Origin of the sequence: Microbacterium sp. F2 (genome assembly GCF_052274505.1) — a bacterium.
Lineage (GTDB): Bacteria > Actinomycetota > Actinomycetes > Actinomycetales > Microbacteriaceae > Microbacterium.
In genome coordinates, this window is the sequence record NZ_JBNVBV010000006.1 from 13,681 (window position 1) to 31,694 (window position 18,014).

The following is an 18,014-nucleotide window of genomic DNA, read 5'->3' on the forward strand; positions in this document are numbered from 1 at the left end:
CGAACTACGCAGCTTTGCGAGTATCGACGGCGAGCGCCTCAGCCACAAACCGTCGCACGCTGGACACGATCGGGGATCGCCGGGCAACGTCTGCGATCGGGCGGGCGGCCAGGAGCGCACCGTCAGCCGAGCGCGGATCTTGCGGCACGAACCACACATCACGGATGCCGGCGAACCGGTCGAGACTTCGGCGTACCTGACCGCGGGCGTCGATGCCCAGGGAGCCCGGGCGCAGCCGGTTGGCGACCACCGCGATCGGTGTCGCTCCCACTGTCTCGCGTAGCTGTGCGTAGCCGCGAACGAAACGGCTGATGCCGACCGGATCCGCAGCGGCCACGGCGACGATGAGATCAGCCTCCTGGAGGGCGGCGATCGTTGCGGCGTTGCGCCTGTCCCCCGCGAGATCACTCACGATCTCCTCGTCGCGGTCCAGCGGCGCTGCGACATCGACAACAGTGTCATCAGCCCATTCGCGGCACACCGCGAGGGCGGCGCGTACCCGATCTTCACGCAGCTCCGGCCAGCGTGATGGACGATTGATGCCGGTCAGAATCTGCGGCCCGCGCCCGAGCCGCAGCGCGATGCGATCGAGTTCAGCGACATCCAGAGCACCACGACTCACTTGTCGGCAGGCGGCGGCGAACCCCGGGCCTTCATCGGGGAGCCCCAGCGCCAACGCTATCGACGGCGCGTGGGAGTCGGCGTCGATCAAGGCGACGTCGCGGTCGCGGGCGAGCTCCACTGCTAGTTCGATCGCGATCGTTGAGCGCCCGGGCGACCCTGCCGGGCCCCAGACCGCGATGACGCGTCGCCCTGCCCGAGGAGCGGGAGCAGCCGGCAGCGGATCCCGGAGGGCACGCACGAGCTCGCGACCGGAAGCGCGAGGCGACATCGGGACGCCGAGTCCGAATGCCTGAGCAAGGCGCGCCGACGCCTCCCCCTCCCCCACCGGGACGATTCGGATCCCCTCCCGATCGCACGCCGTCACGAGCTCGCGCGTGAGTGTGTCGTGGCGCGCAGCAACGACGAGAAGGTCCAGCTCCTGATCGCCGGCCTCGTGGACCCCACCGCGGGTGGCCGCGATACCGGGCGCCGTCACCGGCACCGCCAGCACGTCCCATCCGAGCCGCGACAGCTCGTCAGCCAGCCGTGTCGCGTGGGGCTCATCCAGCGCGATGAGCGTCCTCATTGCTGCCCCGGAGTCCAGGGCACAACCGAGAGCGCCGAGCCGTCGGCGATCGCAGCAAGCGCGGCGGCGACATCGGCTCGGGGGATCACCAGCTCGACCGCTGCCGTTCCCCCTGCCAGTGGCGAGTCGTCCCGGCTGACGCTGACGACTGTCGCGTCGGCCACGAGGATGCGTGGCGTATCGAAGCGCGACTGATCCAGGCGCGGCGCTGCCCACAACTCCACGGTCGATCCGGCCACGACGGATCCCGGTACCTCGGCCGCGCTGCGGACGACGACCGTCGTCGAGCGCGTACTGTCGTCGGTCACGAGGGCGTCAGCAGGCACGAGCTCTCCGGCCGAGACCGTCCGCGCCGCGACGAGCCCTTCACCGAGATCATCAGCCCCCAGGTAGGCGTCAGATGCAGCTCCCAGAGCAACATCCACGACGGCAAGGTCGGCTGCCGCGACCGGCTCGCCGGGCACGATCGCCCGGACGGCGACGTACACGGGTTCGGTCTGACGCGCCGCCGACACGATGAACCACACACCACCGACAGAAGCCAGAACCAGAACGATGCCGACAAGGAACCGCAGGTCGGCCCACGCGGGGCGCCGGGACGTTCGAGACGGGGAGAACATGCGAACCATGGTGGCCGAGGCATGCGAAAGGCTCCCGCGCTTATCCACAGCGTGCGCTGCTGCGCTGCCCTGTCCGAACCCGGCGTCATAATGGGGACATGCCCCATCCCCCCGCTGCCGACGCGCGCCTGTTGACGCCCTCGCAGGTCGCCGAAGTGCTCGCGATCGAGGTCGATGACGTGGTGGCCCTCGTCTTGGCCGGACAGCTCCGCGGGATGCGTGTGGGCGAGAGCGGGCAGTGGCGGATTGACGAGACGAGCGTCGAGGCCTACCTCGACGATCAGGTCGAGCAGACCCGCCGCATGGCGCTGTGGCACCAGTCTCAGACCGCCAGTTTCCCCGAGCTGTGGGGCACCGGAGCCATTCGCAACCCCGACTGATCCACGGGCTTCTGCGGGTCAGAGCCCCGAGTCCCCGGCCGCCACGATCAGCTGCGCGAGCGCGCCGAACGGAACCATCCGAAAGCCGGTCACCGCCGACGGATGCCGCGGGGTATCGAGGTCGTGAAGGGCAAGATCGAAATGATCGGCACCGGCTCGGTCCACGGTTCCGGTCAGGGAGTCGCCGACGACCAGCTCGACCAGGACGGGAACGCGCCGGCGCGCGAGGTCGCGCAGGACGAAACCGAGATCCACCCGCTCACGGAGGGCTTGCCCCGAACGTCCCGAGGCGCTGTGCAGGAGGTCGGCGTGCGGCATCCGTAGTCCCATGAGCCCGGCGAGGGGCACGATGCTGACGGAGGACGGTCCTCGATCGAGCGCGAACCAATCGGCTCCCACCGCAACGATCCGCCCTTCGACATCGCCGCCACCACTCAGGTGCGCCCGAACCTGAGCCTGGGCATCCCGCAGCACGAGAAGCCGGTCCCGCAGCGATACGCGCGACAGGCGCACCCGCTCAGACTCGGAGGCGAGGGCTGCGCGCTCTGCTTCCCACTCGGCGGATGCTTGAGCTTCGAGGTCATCGAACAGCCGGTCCCATCGCACGGGGCGAGCGTACGTCCCAGATGAGGAGTCGATGAGAAACTGTCCACAGCGAGGCCCCGGCCCCCACCCGGCATCCTGCCGTGTGCTCTACTTCTCGACATCCTGTTACCGGTCGAGAGTGAGATCTCATGGCGACGACGCAACCGAACTTCGCACGTGCGTACCGCGCGGCAGATGAAGCGGCCGAGCTGAACCAGTACTTCGCGCCGCAGCGCACGAGCACCGCCGACCTCCCCGATCCCGAGGCCTTCTTGCGCAACATCTCGCGCGGTGTCCTGGAGATCTTCGCGGGTGTTCGCGAAGTGGACCAACTCGCCAGGTGGCTGACCGAGGATGCCTATCGGAAGCTCGTCACCCGAGCCAACCTCGCCGCCCGCGCACGAAGTGCCCGCGGCATCCCCGCGAAACGTCCCGTGCATCAGATCGTTTCCGTACGCCACTCCTCACCCGCGGATGGCATCGTCGAGGGCGTCGTCATCGTCCGCGGCCCCGCCCGCACCCGTGCGGTGGCCCTGCGGTTGGAGGGCATGGACGGCCGGTGGCGCACCACCTCGCTCGCCCTGCTGTGACGATGCCGCGAACGGCAACCCGCCTTACTGCCGGTACGACGACAGGAAGTTCCCGAGCCGCTCGATCGCCTCGGTGAGAACGCGAGACTCGGGAAGCGTCACGATCCTCACATGGTCAGGGGTCGGCCAGTTGAATCCCGTCCCCTGCACGAGCAGCACCTTCTCCGCGACGAGGAAGTCGTACACGAGCTTCGCGTCATCGCGAATCTCGTAAACGTTCGGATCGAAGCGCGGGAAGGCATACAGCGCCCCCTCGGGCTTGACGCAGCTCACGCCCGGGATCGACTCCAGGGCCTCCCAGGCGGCATCCCGCTGCTCGTGCAACCGCCCCGTGGGCGCAATCAGCGCGTCGATCGACTGGACTCCCGACAGCGCAGCCTGCACGGCGTACTGCGCCGGAACGTTGGGACACAGCCGGGTCGAGGCCAACAGCGTGATTCCCTCCAGGAAGCCCGCCGCGTGATCCTTCGGTCCCGTGATCGCGAGCCACCCCGAGCGATAGCCTGCGACTCGATAGGTCTTCGAGAGCCCGTTGAACGTCAGCACCAGCAGATCCGGCGCCACAGCAGCCATCGGAATGTGGGTCGCATCGTCGAAGAGGATGCGGTCATAGATCTCATCAGCGAGGACCAGAAGAGAGTGCTCGCGGGCGATGTCGGCGATCTGTTCGAGGACTTCCCGCGTATAGACGGCACCGGTCGGGTTGTTGGGGTTGATGACAACGATCGCTTTGGTGCGCTCCGTGATCTTCGAGCGGATGTCCTCGATGTCTGGCTGCCAGCCATTTTGCTCATCGGAGAGGTAGTGGACCGGCGTCCCGCCCCCCAGGCTCGTCATCGCCGTCCACAGCGGGTAGTCGGGAGCCGGGATCAGCACCTCGTCGCCCTCGTCCAGGAGGGCCTGCATCGTCATCGTGATGAGCTCGGAGACACCGTTCCCGAGGTACACGTCGTCGGGGTCGAGCGCGGGGAATCCGGGGACCTGCTCGTATCGGTAGACGACGGCGAGTCGGGCTGACTTGATACCGCGGCTGTCGCTGTAGCCGTGGGCCTCGGGGACCGCCTCGATCATGTCCCGCACGATCTGGAACGGAGCCTCGAAGCCGAACGCTGCCGGGTTTCCCGTGTTCAGCTTGAGGATCCGGTGTCCCTCGGCCTCGAGCCGATCGGCCTCGACCAGGGCCTGTCCCCGGATCTCGTAGAGGACGTGCTTGAGTTTGCTCGACTGGTCGAGCGGCCGGGGGTGGGTCATCCGTTCAGGATAATGCCGCACCCGCCGGGCCACCTGACCGCGCGTGGCTCGCGCTCTCGCGCCCTGCGGTTACTTCTTCTTGTCGGCTGCGCGTCGCTGCGCGCGGTTTAGTGGCGGCTGGGCTGACTGCGCCGGCGCTTCGCCATCGGTGCGCTGACCGAATGCGCCTCGCGCGGCGGGAGCCGCCGGCGCGACCGGCGCCGCGGGCGCGGATGCCGCAGCCTGACGGGCCCGACTGGTCGCCGCTTGCTGCACCTGGCCGCGTTCGTTGCGCACCTCGACCTCACCAGCGTCGTTGGCCGCGGAATACTGCAGTCGCTGCCCCTCCACGGGCGCGATAGACAGACCCTTCGCCTCGACTTCGGCGGCGCTCTCGCCCTCGGCGCGACGCACCTCGACCTCCAGGTTGTAGAGGTAGCCGACTGACTCTTCCTTGATCTGGCCCATCATCTGCTGGAACATCTGATAGCCCTCGCGCTGGTACTCGATCAGCGGATCACGCTGAGCCATCGCGCGCAGGCCGATGCCGTCCTTCAAGTAGTCCATCTCGTAGAGGTGGTCGCGCCAACGGCGGTCGACGACCTGAAGCACCACGCGCCGCTCGAGCTCGCGCATGGCGGCTTCGCCGAGACTTTCTTCGCGCTTCTGATAGGCGATGCGAGCATCCGAGATGATCTCGCGCTTGAGGACCTCGGGAGTGACCTTGCCCTTGCTTCCGGACTCGGCGACGACCTCGTCGATCGTGAGAGAGACCGGATACAGCGTCTTGAGTTCGGTCCACAGAGCGTCGAAGTCCCAGCTCTCGGTGTGACCCGTACCCGTGTGGTCGTCAATGAGCGTGCTGATCGCGTCCTCGATGAAATGCTGGACTCGATCCGCGATGTCGTCTCCCTCGAGGATGTGCCGACGATCCGAATAGATCGCTTCACGCTGACGGTTGAGGACGTCGTCGTACTTCAGCACGTTCTTGCGTAGCTCGGCGTTACGCGCCTCCACCTGCGACTGAGCGCTCTTGATCGCACGCGAGACCATGCCGGATTCGATCGCGACGTCATCGGGGAAGTTTGTGCGCGAGAGGATGGCCTCGGCAGCCCCGGACTGGAACAGCCGCATCAGGTCATCGGTCAAAGACAGGTAGAACCGACTCTCCCCCGGGTCGCCCTGACGGCCTGAACGACCACGCAGCTGGTTGTCGATGCGGCGCGACTCGTGCCGCTCGGTGCCCAGAACATACAAGCCGCCGGCGGCCACGACCTTCTCGGCCTCTTCGGCAACGTGATCGCGGGTGGCCTGGTACACCGCATCCCACTCGGCCTCGTACTCGTCCGGCGTCTCCACCGGATCGAGACCCTTCGCCTTCATCTCCTGCACCGCGAGGAACTCAGCGTTCCCGCCGAGCATGATGTCGGTTCCACGACCCGCCATGTTCGTTGCGACGGTCACCGCACCCAATCGCCCGGCACGGGCCACGATCTCGGCCTCCCGCGCGTGGTTCTTCGCGTTGAGCACCTCGTGCTTGATGCCCTTCTTCGCGAGCAGGCGCGACAGGTACTCGCTCTTTTCCACCGACACCGTGCCAACAAGCACCGGCTGCCCCGACTCGTGGCGCTTCGCGATATCTTCGACCACCTGGGCGAACTTCGCCGGCTCGTTCTTGTACACGAGGTCCGACTGATCCTTGCGGATCATTGGCTTGTTCGTGGGGATCGCGACGACCCCGAGCTGGTAGGTCGACATGAACTCGGCAGCCTCCGTCTCGGCGGTACCGGTCATGCCAGAGAGCTTGTCGTAGAGGCGGAAATAGTTCTGCAGCGTCACTGTCGCGAGGGTCTGGTTCTCGGCCTTGACCGGAACACCTTCCTTCGCCTCGATCGCCTGGTGGATACCCTCGTTGTAGCGACGGCCGACCAGGATTCGACCGGTGTGTTCGTCGACGATCATCACTTCGTCGTTCATAACGACGTAGTCCGTGTCGCGCTTGAACAGGGCGAGCGCCTTGATCGAGTTGTTCAGGAACGAGATCAGCGGGGTGTTGACGGACTCGTAGAGGTTGTCGATCCCGAGGTAGTCCTCGACCTTCTCGATACCCGGCTCGAGCACGCCGATCGTGCGCTTCTTTTCATCGACCTCATAGTCGACGCCCGGCTCGAGAGTCCGAGCGATCTTGGCGAACTCGGCGAACCACCGGTTGGCTTCTCCTGCGGAGGGACCCGAGATGATCAGCGGCGTACGAGCTTCGTCGATGAGGATCGAGTCGACCTCGTCGACGATCGCGAAGAAGTGTCCACGCTGGACGAGATCCTCCCGGCGCCAGGCCATGTTGTCGCGGAGGTAGTCGAAGCCGAACTCGTTGTTCGTGCCGTAGGTGATGTCTGCGAGGTACTGCTCCCGGCGTACCTCGGGGGTCTGTCCCGACACGATCGTGCCGGTTGTCATCCCTAGCGCCCGGTACACGCGCCCCATGAGGTCGGCCTGATAGCTGGCGAGGAAGTCGTTGACGGTGATCACGTGCACACCCTTGCCCGCGATCGCGTTCAAATAGGCGGGAAGCGTTGCGACCAGCGTTTTGCCCTCACCGGTCTTCATCTCTGCGATGTTGCCGAGGTGCAGCGCAGCGCCGCCCATCAACTGCACGTCGTAGTGCCGCTGACCAATCGTCCGTTTCGCGGCCTCCCGCACGGCGGCGAAGGCCTCCGGCATCAGCTTGTCGAGCGTCTCACCAGCCTCGTAGCGGGTGCGAAACTCCGCGGTCTCGTCTCGCAGCTCGTCATCGGTCAACTGCGAGTACTCGTCCTCGAGGGCGTTGACCGCCTTCGCAACCTGCTGCAAACGCCGCAGCAGCCGACCTTCGCCGGCACGCAGGAGTTTCTCGAGAGGATTGGCCACGGAAAGCTCTCCATCTGTCAACGGCGGCACCCGGAGTGCCGACCCGGCGCGAACCGCGCGCGGACATACCGACTCATGTTACCGGGCCGTGACCTTAGCGTGCGCTGGGTCCGCTCCCAGCGGAAGCGCTCACCCCCGCCGGCGCGGCGTGCACCCTGAGTCTCTCGGGGAAGACCCTGAAATGTCACCGACAGTCAGCCGGCATGCTTGGCCCGGCCAACAGGGCCGGGATAGGTTGCACGCGGGGGATCACACGAAGCCGTCCGCACGTATCGGGGGAATGCTTCGTCGCGAATGGAAGGCGTGTGTCTATGGCCGTGTGGCGTCGATGGGTGTTGCCCATCCTCTTGGTGATCGTCTTCGGCGCAATCGCCGCGGCACTCGTGAAGATGGCCTTCTTCCCTGATACCGCGACAGCATCGGCCGATCCGGGAGGGCAGATCGCCGAGCCCGTTGTTCCCGTCGTGCGCCAGAGCGTGATCGACGAACTGACCCTTGAGGGAACGATCGCACGCGACGAAGCCGTGACGGTGCGCTCTGAGATCGACGGAACCGTCAGCGAGGTCAAGGTCGCGCCGGGCCAGACGGTGACGGCCGGTCAGGTGTTGATGACGATCAAGCAGTCCTACCCCGTCAAGACGATCGACGTGCTGGCCCCAGAGGCCGGCGAGGTGACCGCCGTCGCGGTGGTCAAAGGCCAGGCGACGAGCATCGGAGGCGAGATCGCGACGCTCAGCCCCGCCCGTTATCACGTGCAGAGCACCATCGAGCCGGTGCAGCTGTATCGACTGCTGAACGCCCCGACCGAGGGGGAAGTGACGATCCAGGGCGGCCCCGCGCCGTTTGCGTGCACGGGGCTATCGGTCCAGGTGTCCGAGGACGGCACGACGAGCATCACGTGCGCCGTGCCGGCCGATCAGACGGTGTTTGCCGGGCTTCGGACCGAGCTGTCCATCCAGGTAGCCACGGTCGATGATGCGCTCGTGGTCCCGGTCACCGCTGTGCGCGGCGGAGCCGGTACGGGGCTGGTATGGGTGGATGCCGGCACCGGCGATCCCCTCGAGGAAAGGGAAGTCGGACTCGGAGTCAGCGATGGCACCGTCGTCGAGGTCGTCTCGGGACTGACCGAGGGCGAGCAGGTGCGCCAGTTCGTCCCCGGTCTCGCGGCCCCGAACGAGCCGGTCTGTTACGACGACGGCATGGGTGGTCAGTTCTGCGAGGATCCGGGGTGGAGCTGGTGAGTCTTGTCAGACTCGAAGGTGTGACCAAGCAGGTCACACTCCCCGACGAGTCGACGCTCGACATCCTGCGCGGGGTTGACCTTGCCGTCTCGGCAGGAGATCACGTCGCGATCGTCGGACGCAGCGGCTCGGGCAAGTCCACGCTGCTGAACATCCTGGGCCTGCTCGATCTGCCGACCTCGGGAACAGCCGAGTTTCGAGGCACACCGGTCGCCGGCATCCGACGCGGGCGGCTCGACCGGATGCGGGGGCGCGATGTCGGCTTCGTCTTTCAGCAGTTTCACCTGCTTGCCGGTCGCACAGCGCTCGAGAACGTCGAGATGCCGCTCGGATACGCGAGCGGCAAGCAGTTCTGGCGCCGCCGGGAGCTTGCCTCGGCGATGCTCGACCGTGTGGGCCTGGCACACCGGCTCGACGCGCCTCCCGAGCGCCTGTCGGGTGGCGAGCAGCAGCGCGTCGCGATAGCGCGCGCCCTCGTGCGTCGTCCGGCTCTCATCCTCGCCGACGAACCGACGGGGGCACTGGATGTCGAGACCGGTGCCGCGGTGATGGCGCTGCTCGATGACATCGCCACCGAAAGCGCCGCCGCGCTCGTGACGATCACCCACGACCTTCACGTTGCCGCTCGTGCACGACGGCACCTGCGACTGGCAGACGGCGTGCTCTCCCCCGTCGAGCTCGATCGGGCGTTCGCTGACACCGCGCTCGGGGCGGTGTCAGCATGAGCGGGTTTGTCGGCGCACTCCTGGAGGCGTGGGCGGAACTGCGCCATCACAAGCTGCGAGTCCTGCTGAGTCTGATCGGTATCGCCGTCTCGGTTGCCGCGCTGACCGCGGTCGTCGCACTGGGCGAGTATCAGCGGCAGGCCGCAGCAGAACAGTCAGACCGATACGGCGGTCGCGTCGCCACGATCTCGGTATCGGCATCCGCCACCGACGGGGGTCCCATGAATTGGGACAGCTTCAACGAGGACGTCTCCGGCGCTGCCGCACGGTTCAATCTGTCCTCGATTTCGCGGCTGGCGGCATCCGTGACCCTGCAGGTACAGACTCCCGAGTGGGTCAGACCCGTCACAACGATGCTGGTGGACCCCGCCTACCCCGTCATCCATCGATCGACAGTTGCCGAGGGCCGCTGGTTCGTGCCGGGTGACGAGGGACTGCTGGCGCCGCCCGTCGTGGTCAGCTACCCCCTGTGGACAGCGCTGGGAGCACCGCCGCTCGCGACGCATCCGACGATCGAGGTGGTTGGCGCCGCGGGAGGCACGTTCCCCATCGTCGGCGTCGCGCCGCGCGAGGGCGAGTGGGACCAGAACAAGCAGATCTGGATGCTCTATGACGGATACCGGGACCGTGTGGACTCGCTGCCCGCCGATACCGGGGTCACCTGGGAGCTGTGGGTGCCCGAAGAGATCGTCCCGACTGTCGGTGCACTGCTGGCGTCGGACGTCCGCGCCGCGGCCGGGGACGCGGTACAGGTGTCGGTCACCCGCACCGACTGGGGTTCACGTCCCGATGCGCAAGCGTCCGCGGCGATGTTCGAACTCGTCACCGGTTCGATAGCCGTCCTGATCCTCGTGCTCGGCGGGCTGGGGCTCGTCAACATCCAGCTCGTGGCGATGCGTCAGCGCATCCGGGAGATCGGGGTTCGCCGCAGCTTCGGAGCCACCGCCGGCCGGATCTTCACGGCGGTCCTTCTCGAGAGCGTCGTCGCCACCGCGGTTGCCGGTGTCGTCGGGATCGTGCTGGCGGTGGCCATCATGCGCACACCCATGGTGCTCGCCATGTTCGGCGCTCTGCAGGATGTGCCACCCTTCCCTGTTCGTGCCGCGATCACCGGGCTGATCGCATCTGTGGCGATCGGCGCGTTGGCGGGATTCCTGCCCGCGCTCGTGGCGGTGCGCTCACGCGTCATCGACACCCTGCGCGTGTGACCACTCAGCCCGAACACGGCTGCGCGATTCTAGGATCAAGGCATGGCCGGTTTTTGGGGACGACGCAAGCGTGAACAGGCCGAGACGGCGCAACAGGATGCTGACCTCGCGCGCCGCGCGCAAAGCTCGCTCGTCGCGGCTGACGAACACATCCGTCTTGCCGTCGACGAGGTCTCGTTCGCCGAAGCCGAACTCGGACCGAACGCCGTCGACGACTTGCGCGCCGCACTCGACTCGGTGCAGACCCACATGCAAGAGGCCTTCCACCTGCACCAGCTCAACCATGACGAGATTCCCGATAGCGCCGACGAACTGCGCACTCGCAACACCCGCATCATCCAGCTGTGCGACTGGGCAGAAGACCTCCTCGAAGACCGGATGGCGGCGTTGGCCGAGCCGATCGAGCGGGCGCGTCGAGCGCCGGAGATCATCGCCCGCGTTCGCGCTGACGTTGCCCGTATCCGGGCCCGCCTTCCCCACGCACGGGACACCGTCGAGCGGCTTGCCACCAGGTACTCCACACGCGCGTTGGAAGGTGTGGGCGCCAATCCCGCGGAGGCCGAACAGCTCCTGAGCTTTGCCGAACACAGCGCGGGAGTCGCTGAGCGTCGGCGGGAAGCCGGGCAGCGGGAGCAGGCTAATCTCGCGATGGAAGCTGCCACCGAAGCGGCTCGTCGCGCCGAGACCTTGGTCGATGCCGTCGAAACATTCGAGGTCGAGGCCCTCCGGGCTGAAGCGACGCTCGGCGCGATCGTGGAGGACTCGCGTGGGGATCTGATCGCGGCGCGTACCGCGCCGCAGGTTCCTGCCGTCATCGAGGCGATGTCAGCACTGCAGGCTGCCCTTTCCGCACTTCCCGCCGCCGGCGTGAACACCGATCCGTTCGAGCACTTGACCCGGATGCGGGAAGCGAACGCGGCACTCGATGCGGCAGTGGCAGCGGCGCTCGAACGCGCATCCCGACCGATCCCGGAGCTGGGCCATGTGCGAAACGCGATCGATGACGCTGACCGCCAGCTCGCGGTAGCCCGAGACGTCATCGCTGGACACCGGGGCTGGATCGGTGCTGACGCGCGCACGCGCCTTGCCGAAGCCGAGCGCGTCCGGGCAGACCTGGACCGCCTCGTCGGAGGCTCCGCCGCGACCGTCCCCACCATCCCCGAGGACGATCGCGAGCAGGCCATGGAGTTCGCCCGCCGCTCGGCCCAGCTGGCAGGTGACGCGTTGCGGTATGCCCAGCGCGACATCGACGCATCCCGTCCCGCGGCGGGACCGCCGCCGCAATGGGGCGGCCCCATGGAGGGCTTCGGCCGCCGCGCTGGCGGCGGTTCGGACCTCGTCGGAGGAATACTCGGGGGCCTGGTGATCGGCAGCATCCTCGACGGAATCTTCGATTGAAAGACGGATGCCGCGAGCTGGTGGGCCCGCGGCATCCGTTCTCGATCTCGCGGCAGCGCCGCGAGCACTCAGCTCACGAGGGCTGCCGGGCTCGCCTCTGTCGTGAGGGAGATCACACCGTAGTCCCAGCCCTTGCGGCGGTAGACAACGCTGGGGTGATCGGTTGCGGCATTGATGAACAAGAAGAAGTCGTGGCCGACCAGTTCCATCCGGTCGACCGCCTCCTCGACAGTCATCCACTCAGCCTCGAACTCCTTCGTGCGGATGACGACGGGCGTGTATGCCTCGTCGTCCTCACCGTCGACGATCGGCACTTCGCCGGTCGCCACACGCCGGAGCACGTCTGCCGATGCGGGCTGGATGTCGATCCCGTCGAGCTCGCCGCGCTCCTTGTCGAAACTCGCCTTACGAGGGTGGTTTCGGGCGTCCACCCTCTTGTCTTTGGCGCGGCGCAACTGCTCGCACAGCTTGTCGACAGCCATGTCGAGCGCCGTGAACTTGTCGGCATCGGTTGCCTCAGCCCGCACCAGCGGACCCTTGCCGGTGAGCGTGAGCTCGACGGTGTGGTCTTCGACCCGACCCGTGCGGTAGGTGCGGTGAGTGACCTTGACATCGATGCGCTGCGCACGGGGTGCGAGGTGTTCGATCCGGACGAGTTTCTCTTCGACGACCGAGCGGAAGCGATCGGTGATACCGACTCCCACGCCGACGATGTTCGTGTCCATCTTGACCTCCTTGTTTCCGGTCCGCCCGGTTCCAAGGGCGGACCATCAGTCGCCTTGTCACCCCCACGTTAGACCCTGGTCACCTGCCTGTCACGCACGACTTCCGCTGTGTCCGCATACTCGCAGGAACCCCAGCGAGGGCACATTCTCCCGGCGCTCAGCGACTCCGAGAACGCCACATCGGGACTACCATTGCCCCGGTTATCCCTGCGTGTCACGTGACCACAGCAGCGGAGTGGACGCCACTGTGACAGCTCCGATAACCGTCGCCCCTGCCGCACGCAACGCATCGGTCGCCGCCCGCAGGGTCGCGCCGGTCGTCACGACATCATCGATGAGGACGACGGGCCGCAAAGGCACCGAGCGCACGGTGAACATCCCCTGCGTATTGCGTTCCCGCGCCGCCCGGCCGAGTGCCCGTTGATCGACGCCGGAGCCGACGCTGCGGAGAGCGGGTAGGCAGTGGAGCCCAGCCCGCCTGGCGATGAGCTCGACCACGCTGTAACCGCGGCGGCGAAACGCGGCTGACGACGATGGGATCGCAACCGGGATGACCGCAGCTGCAGCTATAGCAGGCACCAATCCCCCGGGCACGATATCCGTCCTCTCCATCGCCCCGCGCAGGGCAGCCCCGAACGGGCGAGCGAGGCCGGTCCGACCCTCGGCTTTGAGCGAGCGCATGACCCCGACGACGGGCCCGGCGTAGTCCATCGCGCTGACCACCGCGAGACCGGCGAGCGTCCGGTGCCTGACTCCGCCGCTGCGCACCGCACGCTCGCACTGCCCACACAGTGGGGAGTCGGGCTGGCCGCATCCAGCGCAATCGACCGGGATCAGCCACGAGAGTGCTTGCACTGCGGCATCGCGCACCCATGCGGCAGCTCGCGGGGAGAGAAGGGTGTTCACTGCCCCACCGTGCACCGGAAATGCTCATCGCACCAGGGGCTCACCACGATTCCCCGAAAGACTGCGCCAACAGACCCGCTCGGGAGGAGCCGATGGGTCACTGCTGCGGCGTGCCCTGCTGAACCGCGAGAAGCAAGATCCCCTCCGCGGTCTGCAACCAGTTCGCGCCGCGGCGCACGTAGAGCCCGCCCTCCTCCGATCGGAGGCGAACGCTCGACGTGGCGGTAGCAACCGTCGAGATCGAAACGCCGGCGGGACCGGAAACCGTTGCGGAGGCGCCCCCGACGACCTGTTCGACGAGGTTGGTCTCGGTTCCTGATCGCACAACGACGGCCACAGTGACGTCATCCGTCCACGCCATCGACACGGCCTCACCCTCGATGCTGCCCGCAACGGTCGGCTCTCCCAATCGAGCTGGGACTCCATCGTTGTTTCGGATGACCCCGGACAGCCATACCTCGGTGCGATCACCGACGCGCACAACGCCTGCCATGCGTGTCCCGTCTCGGGAGATCGACACGGCCTGCACATCGGTGGCGCCGGCTGCCGCCCACGGCTGCGACAGAAGCGGTGACTCGACGCCGGGACCGAAGGCGGTGAGAGCGGCCGGTGAACGCGCCGGAATACTCCAGACGAAACCCCGGGCATCGATCACGGGATCTCGAAGCCCGCTGCGGGTGTCGAGGACCACGACATCGTCGGTAGCTTCAGCGCGTGCAACCGAGCCGTCCGCTGAGCGGACCGCTGCGCTTTCCTGGTCCGGTCCGACCTGCACGGCCACAGGATTACTTCGGACAACGGCCTCCGAGAGCCCGGGAATCGCCGTGATCGCGTTGCCGGAGAGGAAGCCGAACCCTTGGTCGGTCATCACCAGCGGGCTGCCGGTAACCGCGGTCGAGCGGGTCGGTACCGGAGTCGCAGCGATCGGGACGCCGTCGACGGTCAGCTGCACCTCCGTGATCCCGGCGGTGGCGAGGCTCGCTTCCAGTTGCGTTGCCATGCGGTCGATCGTGAGCTGGGGCAGTGCGAGTACCTCCGGCGACAGCTCAACCTGCGCAGTTCCTGCGCTCCGGGGCACCGACGAATAGACGGAGGTCACGTCGTCCGTGAATGCTGTGGATACTGCCCCGGTGAGCCAATCGCTCGGCTGCTCATCGACCAGCGCCGTGGTGATGCGTACGGCAGCGGATGTGGTCGGGAACCATCTCTCGTCGGGAACGAGATAGGTCCACGACGGGTCGAAGTACATCACCGAGTACCGATGGAAGACGGTGCCGAACACACTCTCGTCGAGGACGATCCCGTCGGGGGCTCTCTCGATCCGCCACTGGCCCGCTATCTCGACCAGTTCGAACGCGAGAGTTGCGGTGCCACCGAGGGCCGGCTCGTAGCGGCCGGTCTCGTCGACACTGGCAACGGGCGCAAGGGTGACTTTGACCATGTCATCGACCGCCGGCTGAGCAACGATCTGCCCCGTGGGCACGATCGTGACACCCGCTGAGGGGTCCCACGAGGACTGGATCGAGGGTGCAAGAAAAGACCGGGCGGCCTGCCAGTCATTGCTCGAGCCCGATCCAGCCAGGAGGAACCCCTCGACGATCTCCTCCGGAGTCGCTCCGGGCTGGGCTTCCTCCGGGAAGAAGCGCACCTCAGGGCCGGTCAGCACCTCATCGACGGGCCGACCAGCAGTGACCGGTCCACTGACGGGCAGCCCCGCGCAGGCCGAGAGCGCCAGGATGCCGACCATTGCCAGCGCGCTTGCGATGAGCCGCCTCATGACTGAGCTCCCGGTGCTCGGTCACCGCTGGGGACAGTCGATATCGGCTGGGTGTGCTCGAAGGCGTCGACCGTGTTCTCATCGCCGGGGTCGAGCGGAATGGGCGAGTCCAGCGGAAGCGCCGCGGGTCCCGTGCGGTGCGCGCCGCGCGGAAGCGTGAGCACGAAGTGGGCCCCGCGTCCAGGTTCCGACCACACAGCCAGCTCTCCGCCGTGAAGCTTCGCGTCGCCGAGTGAGATCGCCAGGCCCAGACCCGTTCCGCCCAGGGTGCGCTTGCGGGACGGATCGGCGCGCCAGAAGCGGTCGAACACGCGTGCGGCGTCCTCGGCGGCAATACCCATGCCGAAGTCTCGGACTCCGACAGCGACAGCTTGCTGATTGCTGTCTACGGTGACCACGACCGGCTTGCCCTCACCATGCTCGATGGCGTTCCCGATGAGATTTCGCAGGATGCGGCGCACCCGCCGGGGATCAAGATCTACCGGCGAGTAACCGCCCGGTGCGACCAAGCGCAAATCAGTGCCGTGCTGGTGGGCGACCTGCTCCATCGAGGCGATCACATCTTCTGCCACATGGGCAAGGCTCGTCGGTTCCAGCTCGAGCTGCACCGATCCCGCGTCGTATCGGCTGATCTCCAAGAGGTCGCTGAGGAGAACTTCGAAGCGCTCGACCTGAGCAGCAAGCAACTCGGCGGCGCGCGCAGTCGCCGGGTCGAAGTCATCGCGGCGGTCGTTCAACATGTCGGCGGCAAGCCGGATGGTGGTCAGGGGGGTTCGCAGCTCGTGCGAGACATCCGAGACGAATCGCTGCTGCACCAGGGACAGATCAGCGAGCTCCTTGATTTGAGATTCGATACTGTCGGCCATCGCGTTGAAGGACTCACCCAGCGTTGCGAGTTCGTCCTCGCCGCGCACGGGTAGCCGAACACCGAGCTCCCCTGCCGCGAGCTTCGCGCTGGTCTGCGCAGCTTCACCAATGGGGGTTGTAACCGAGCGGAGCACGAACCAGGCGATGCCGCCGATGAGCAAGACCAGTGCGACGCCGACGACCCACAGCGTCGCCTGAACGAATCGGAGCGTCTGATCCGCGCTTTCCAGCCCGTACGCGTAGTAGACCTCGAAGTTGCCGACCTGCGGAAAGATCAGCTGCTGCCCGACGACGATGCCGGGCGTGCCCGAAGCATCGAGGGCTACCGACTGCCACCACTGCTGGTTGGCATCGGCCCGCACTTTCTCGCGCAGCCCCTCGGAGATGATCGCCGTGTCGAACTCGCCGACGCGGTATGCCTGCGCTGCGGCCGAGGGCGCCCCCATGCGAAACGTCGCGATCATGTCGGTCGAGGACTGCTGCTGCAGCGCCGTGCGCAGCCCAAGCCAGACACGTTGGATCTGCGCCGGATCTCCCTGCGTGTCAGCGCTGTCGAGCACCGTCTGCGCGGATGCCGTCGCACGAAGCGCCTGCTCGGTAACCTCGTCGCGGCGGGAGGCGAAAAGATCGTCCTGGATGGCCAGAGCAGTCCAGGTCACGGCGATGAGGACGGCGAAGGCCGTAAGCACGATCGTCACCGAGAGCGTACGAAACCGCAGCGAACGTCGCCACAGGTGCACGAGGTTGTCAGGCCACGCCCTCCAGTTGCGTCGCCAGATCAGCGGGCGAAACGACGGCTCGGCGGCCCCTTGGGAGCCCACTGTCTCACCTCACGCGACCGCTGCACGCGGCTCGATCGTCGACAACACTCACTCCACTGCACCGGCCCGGTAGCCCACACCGCGCACTGTCGTGACGATGCGGGGGTTGTCGGGGTCGAGTTCGACCTTGGCGCGCAGCCGCTGCACGTGCACGTTGACCAGACGCGTGTCGGCCTTGTAGTGGTAACCCCAGACCTGCTCGAGCAGCATCTCGCGCGAGAACACCTGCTGCGGCTTGGAGGCAAGCGCGACGAGCAACTCGAACTCAAGGGGCGTGAGCGAGATCACCTCGTCGCCGCGTCGGACTTCGTGACCGGCGACATCGATCGTCAGGTTCCCGATCCGCAGTGTCTCCTGCGACGGATGCCCGCCGGGGCGCAGTCGTGTGCGGATGCGGGCCACGAGCTCCTTCGGGTTGAACGGCTTGACGATGTAGTCGTCAGCGCCCGACTCCAGTCCGCGCACGACATCGGCGGTGTCGGTGCGTGCTGTCAGCATGATGATCGGGATGCCTGACTCGGAGCGGATCGCCGTGCAGATCTCGATGCCGTCGCGACCGGGAAGCATCAAATCGAGCAGGATCAAGTCGGGACGTTCCGCGCGCCAGGTCTCGACAGCGGCGTTTCCGTCAGCGCAGAAGACCGTGTCGAACCCTTCCGTGCGCAGCACGATCCCGATCATCTCCGCCAGGGCGGTGTCATCGTCGACCACCAGGATGCGTGAGTTCATCGCGCCTTCGTTCCTTGCGTCCAGCCTGCGCACTGGCGGCAGGCAGCCGCGGGTGCTTCCCCCGAGAGTAGTCGACTCCACCTGTACGCACGCCGTTGATTCGCGCGCGCGTCGGC

At 66.9% G+C, this 18,014-nt stretch carries 16 protein-coding genes; 6 read left to right on the plus strand and 10 right to left on the minus strand.

The genetic code is table 11. The features are described from left to right. Positions 1 to 4: 4 nt before the first annotated feature. Together ACQVDU_RS11345 and ACQVDU_RS11350 are read right to left on the minus strand one after the other, a co-directional pair. The gene (locus ACQVDU_RS11345; protein ID WP_443477169.1) at positions 5 to 1,189 is read right to left on the minus strand and encodes an AAA family ATPase; all 1,185 of its coding nucleotides are present in this window, start codon (positions 1,187 to 1,189) and stop codon (positions 5 to 7) included. Next, positions 1,186 to 1,809 carry an SAF domain-containing protein gene (locus ACQVDU_RS11350; RefSeq protein WP_300593479.1) on the minus strand — a complete coding sequence of 208 codons (624 nt, stop codon included), beginning with the start codon at positions 1,807 to 1,809 and terminating at the stop codon, positions 1,186 to 1,188. The genes ACQVDU_RS11345 and ACQVDU_RS11350 overlap by 4 nt, the downstream gene beginning before the upstream one ends. A 98-nt stretch (positions 1,810 to 1,907) precedes the next feature. On the opposite strand from ACQVDU_RS11350, the gene ACQVDU_RS11355 reads away from it, so the two are divergent. Beyond that, positions 1,908 to 2,189: a helix-turn-helix domain-containing protein gene (locus tag ACQVDU_RS11355; protein ID WP_292711794.1), complete on the plus strand. Its 282-nt coding sequence runs from the start codon at positions 1,908 to 1,910 to the stop codon at positions 2,187 to 2,189. A gap of 18 nt (positions 2,190 to 2,207) precedes the next feature. On the opposite strand, the gene ACQVDU_RS11360 is transcribed toward ACQVDU_RS11355, so the two are convergent. Continuing rightward, complete coding sequence (locus ACQVDU_RS11360; RefSeq protein WP_300593476.1) at positions 2,208 to 2,795, minus strand: hypothetical protein; 588 nt, start codon at positions 2,793 to 2,795, stop codon at positions 2,208 to 2,210. A gap of 128 nt (positions 2,796 to 2,923) precedes the next feature. On the opposite strand from ACQVDU_RS11360, the gene ACQVDU_RS11365 reads away from it, so the two are divergent. Beyond that, the gene (locus tag ACQVDU_RS11365) at positions 2,924 to 3,364 is read left to right on the plus strand and encodes an Rv3235 family protein (RefSeq protein ID WP_300593474.1); all 441 of its coding nucleotides are present in this window, start codon (positions 2,924 to 2,926) and stop codon (positions 3,362 to 3,364) included. Between the two features lie 24 nt (positions 3,365 to 3,388). Here the strand turns inward: ACQVDU_RS11365 and ACQVDU_RS11370 are convergent, their stop codons facing one another. Both ACQVDU_RS11370 and secA read right to left on the minus strand, forming a co-directional pair. Next, entirely contained in the window at positions 3,389 to 4,615 is a 1,227-nt protein-coding gene (locus ACQVDU_RS11370) for a pyridoxal phosphate-dependent aminotransferase (RefSeq protein ID WP_300593471.1), read from the minus strand. A 69-nt stretch (positions 4,616 to 4,684) separates the two neighbouring features. Beyond that, positions 4,685 to 7,501, minus strand: a complete 2,817-nt coding sequence (gene secA, locus ACQVDU_RS11375) for a preprotein translocase subunit SecA (protein ID WP_443477170.1) — start codon at positions 7,499 to 7,501, stop codon at positions 4,685 to 4,687. Between the two features lie 311 nt (positions 7,502 to 7,812). On the opposite strand from secA, the gene ACQVDU_RS11380 reads away from it, so the two are divergent. Genes ACQVDU_RS11380 through ACQVDU_RS11395 form a run of 4 tightly spaced genes read left to right on the plus strand, consistent with a single transcriptional unit; the run spans position 7,813 to position 12,073 of the window. Continuing rightward, a complete protein-coding gene (locus tag ACQVDU_RS11380) occupies positions 7,813 to 8,742 on the plus strand; it encodes an efflux RND transporter periplasmic adaptor subunit (RefSeq protein WP_443477171.1) in 930 nt (309 codons plus the stop codon). After that, the gene (locus ACQVDU_RS11385; RefSeq protein WP_443477172.1) at positions 8,739 to 9,467 is read left to right on the plus strand and encodes an ABC transporter ATP-binding protein; all 729 of its coding nucleotides are present in this window, start codon (positions 8,739 to 8,741) and stop codon (positions 9,465 to 9,467) included. The genes ACQVDU_RS11380 and ACQVDU_RS11385 overlap by 4 nt, the downstream gene beginning before the upstream one ends. Beyond that, positions 9,464 to 10,675: an ABC transporter permease gene (locus ACQVDU_RS11390; protein ID WP_443477173.1), complete on the plus strand. Its 1,212-nt coding sequence runs from the start codon at positions 9,464 to 9,466 to the stop codon at positions 10,673 to 10,675. The genes ACQVDU_RS11385 and ACQVDU_RS11390 overlap by 4 nt, the downstream gene beginning before the upstream one ends. A 42-nt stretch (positions 10,676 to 10,717) precedes the next feature. Beyond that, positions 10,718 to 12,073 (plus strand): hypothetical protein, encoded by a 1,356-nt coding sequence (locus ACQVDU_RS11395; protein ID WP_443477174.1) that lies wholly within the window; start codon positions 10,718 to 10,720, stop codon positions 12,071 to 12,073. Positions 12,074 to 12,141: 68 nt separating this feature from the next. On the opposite strand, the gene hpf is transcribed toward ACQVDU_RS11395, so the two are convergent. From hpf to mtrA, 5 genes are all read right to left on the minus strand, one after another. Next, the gene (gene hpf / locus ACQVDU_RS11400; protein ID WP_292711779.1) at positions 12,142 to 12,798 is read right to left on the minus strand and encodes a ribosome hibernation-promoting factor, HPF/YfiA family; all 657 of its coding nucleotides are present in this window, start codon (positions 12,796 to 12,798) and stop codon (positions 12,142 to 12,144) included. A gap of 201 nt (positions 12,799 to 12,999) precedes the next feature. Next, entirely contained in the window at positions 13,000 to 13,704 is a 705-nt protein-coding gene (locus ACQVDU_RS11405; protein WP_443477175.1) for a ComF family protein, read from the minus strand. Positions 13,705 to 13,801: 97 nt separating this feature from the next. Then, on the minus strand, positions 13,802 to 15,481 hold the full coding sequence (locus tag ACQVDU_RS11410) for an LpqB family beta-propeller domain-containing protein (protein ID WP_443477176.1): 1,680 nt from the start codon (positions 15,479 to 15,481) through the stop codon (positions 13,802 to 13,804). Next, positions 15,478 to 17,169, minus strand: coding sequence for an MtrAB system histidine kinase MtrB (gene mtrB, locus ACQVDU_RS11415; protein ID WP_363495913.1), 1,692 nt, complete (start codon positions 17,167 to 17,169; stop codon positions 15,478 to 15,480). The genes ACQVDU_RS11410 and mtrB overlap by 4 nt, the downstream gene beginning before the upstream one ends. Before the next feature lie 48 nt (positions 17,170 to 17,217). Next, positions 17,218 to 17,898, minus strand: coding sequence for an MtrAB system response regulator MtrA (gene mtrA, locus ACQVDU_RS11420; protein WP_292711772.1), 681 nt, complete (start codon positions 17,896 to 17,898; stop codon positions 17,218 to 17,220). Positions 17,899 to 18,014: the final 116 nt, after the last annotated feature.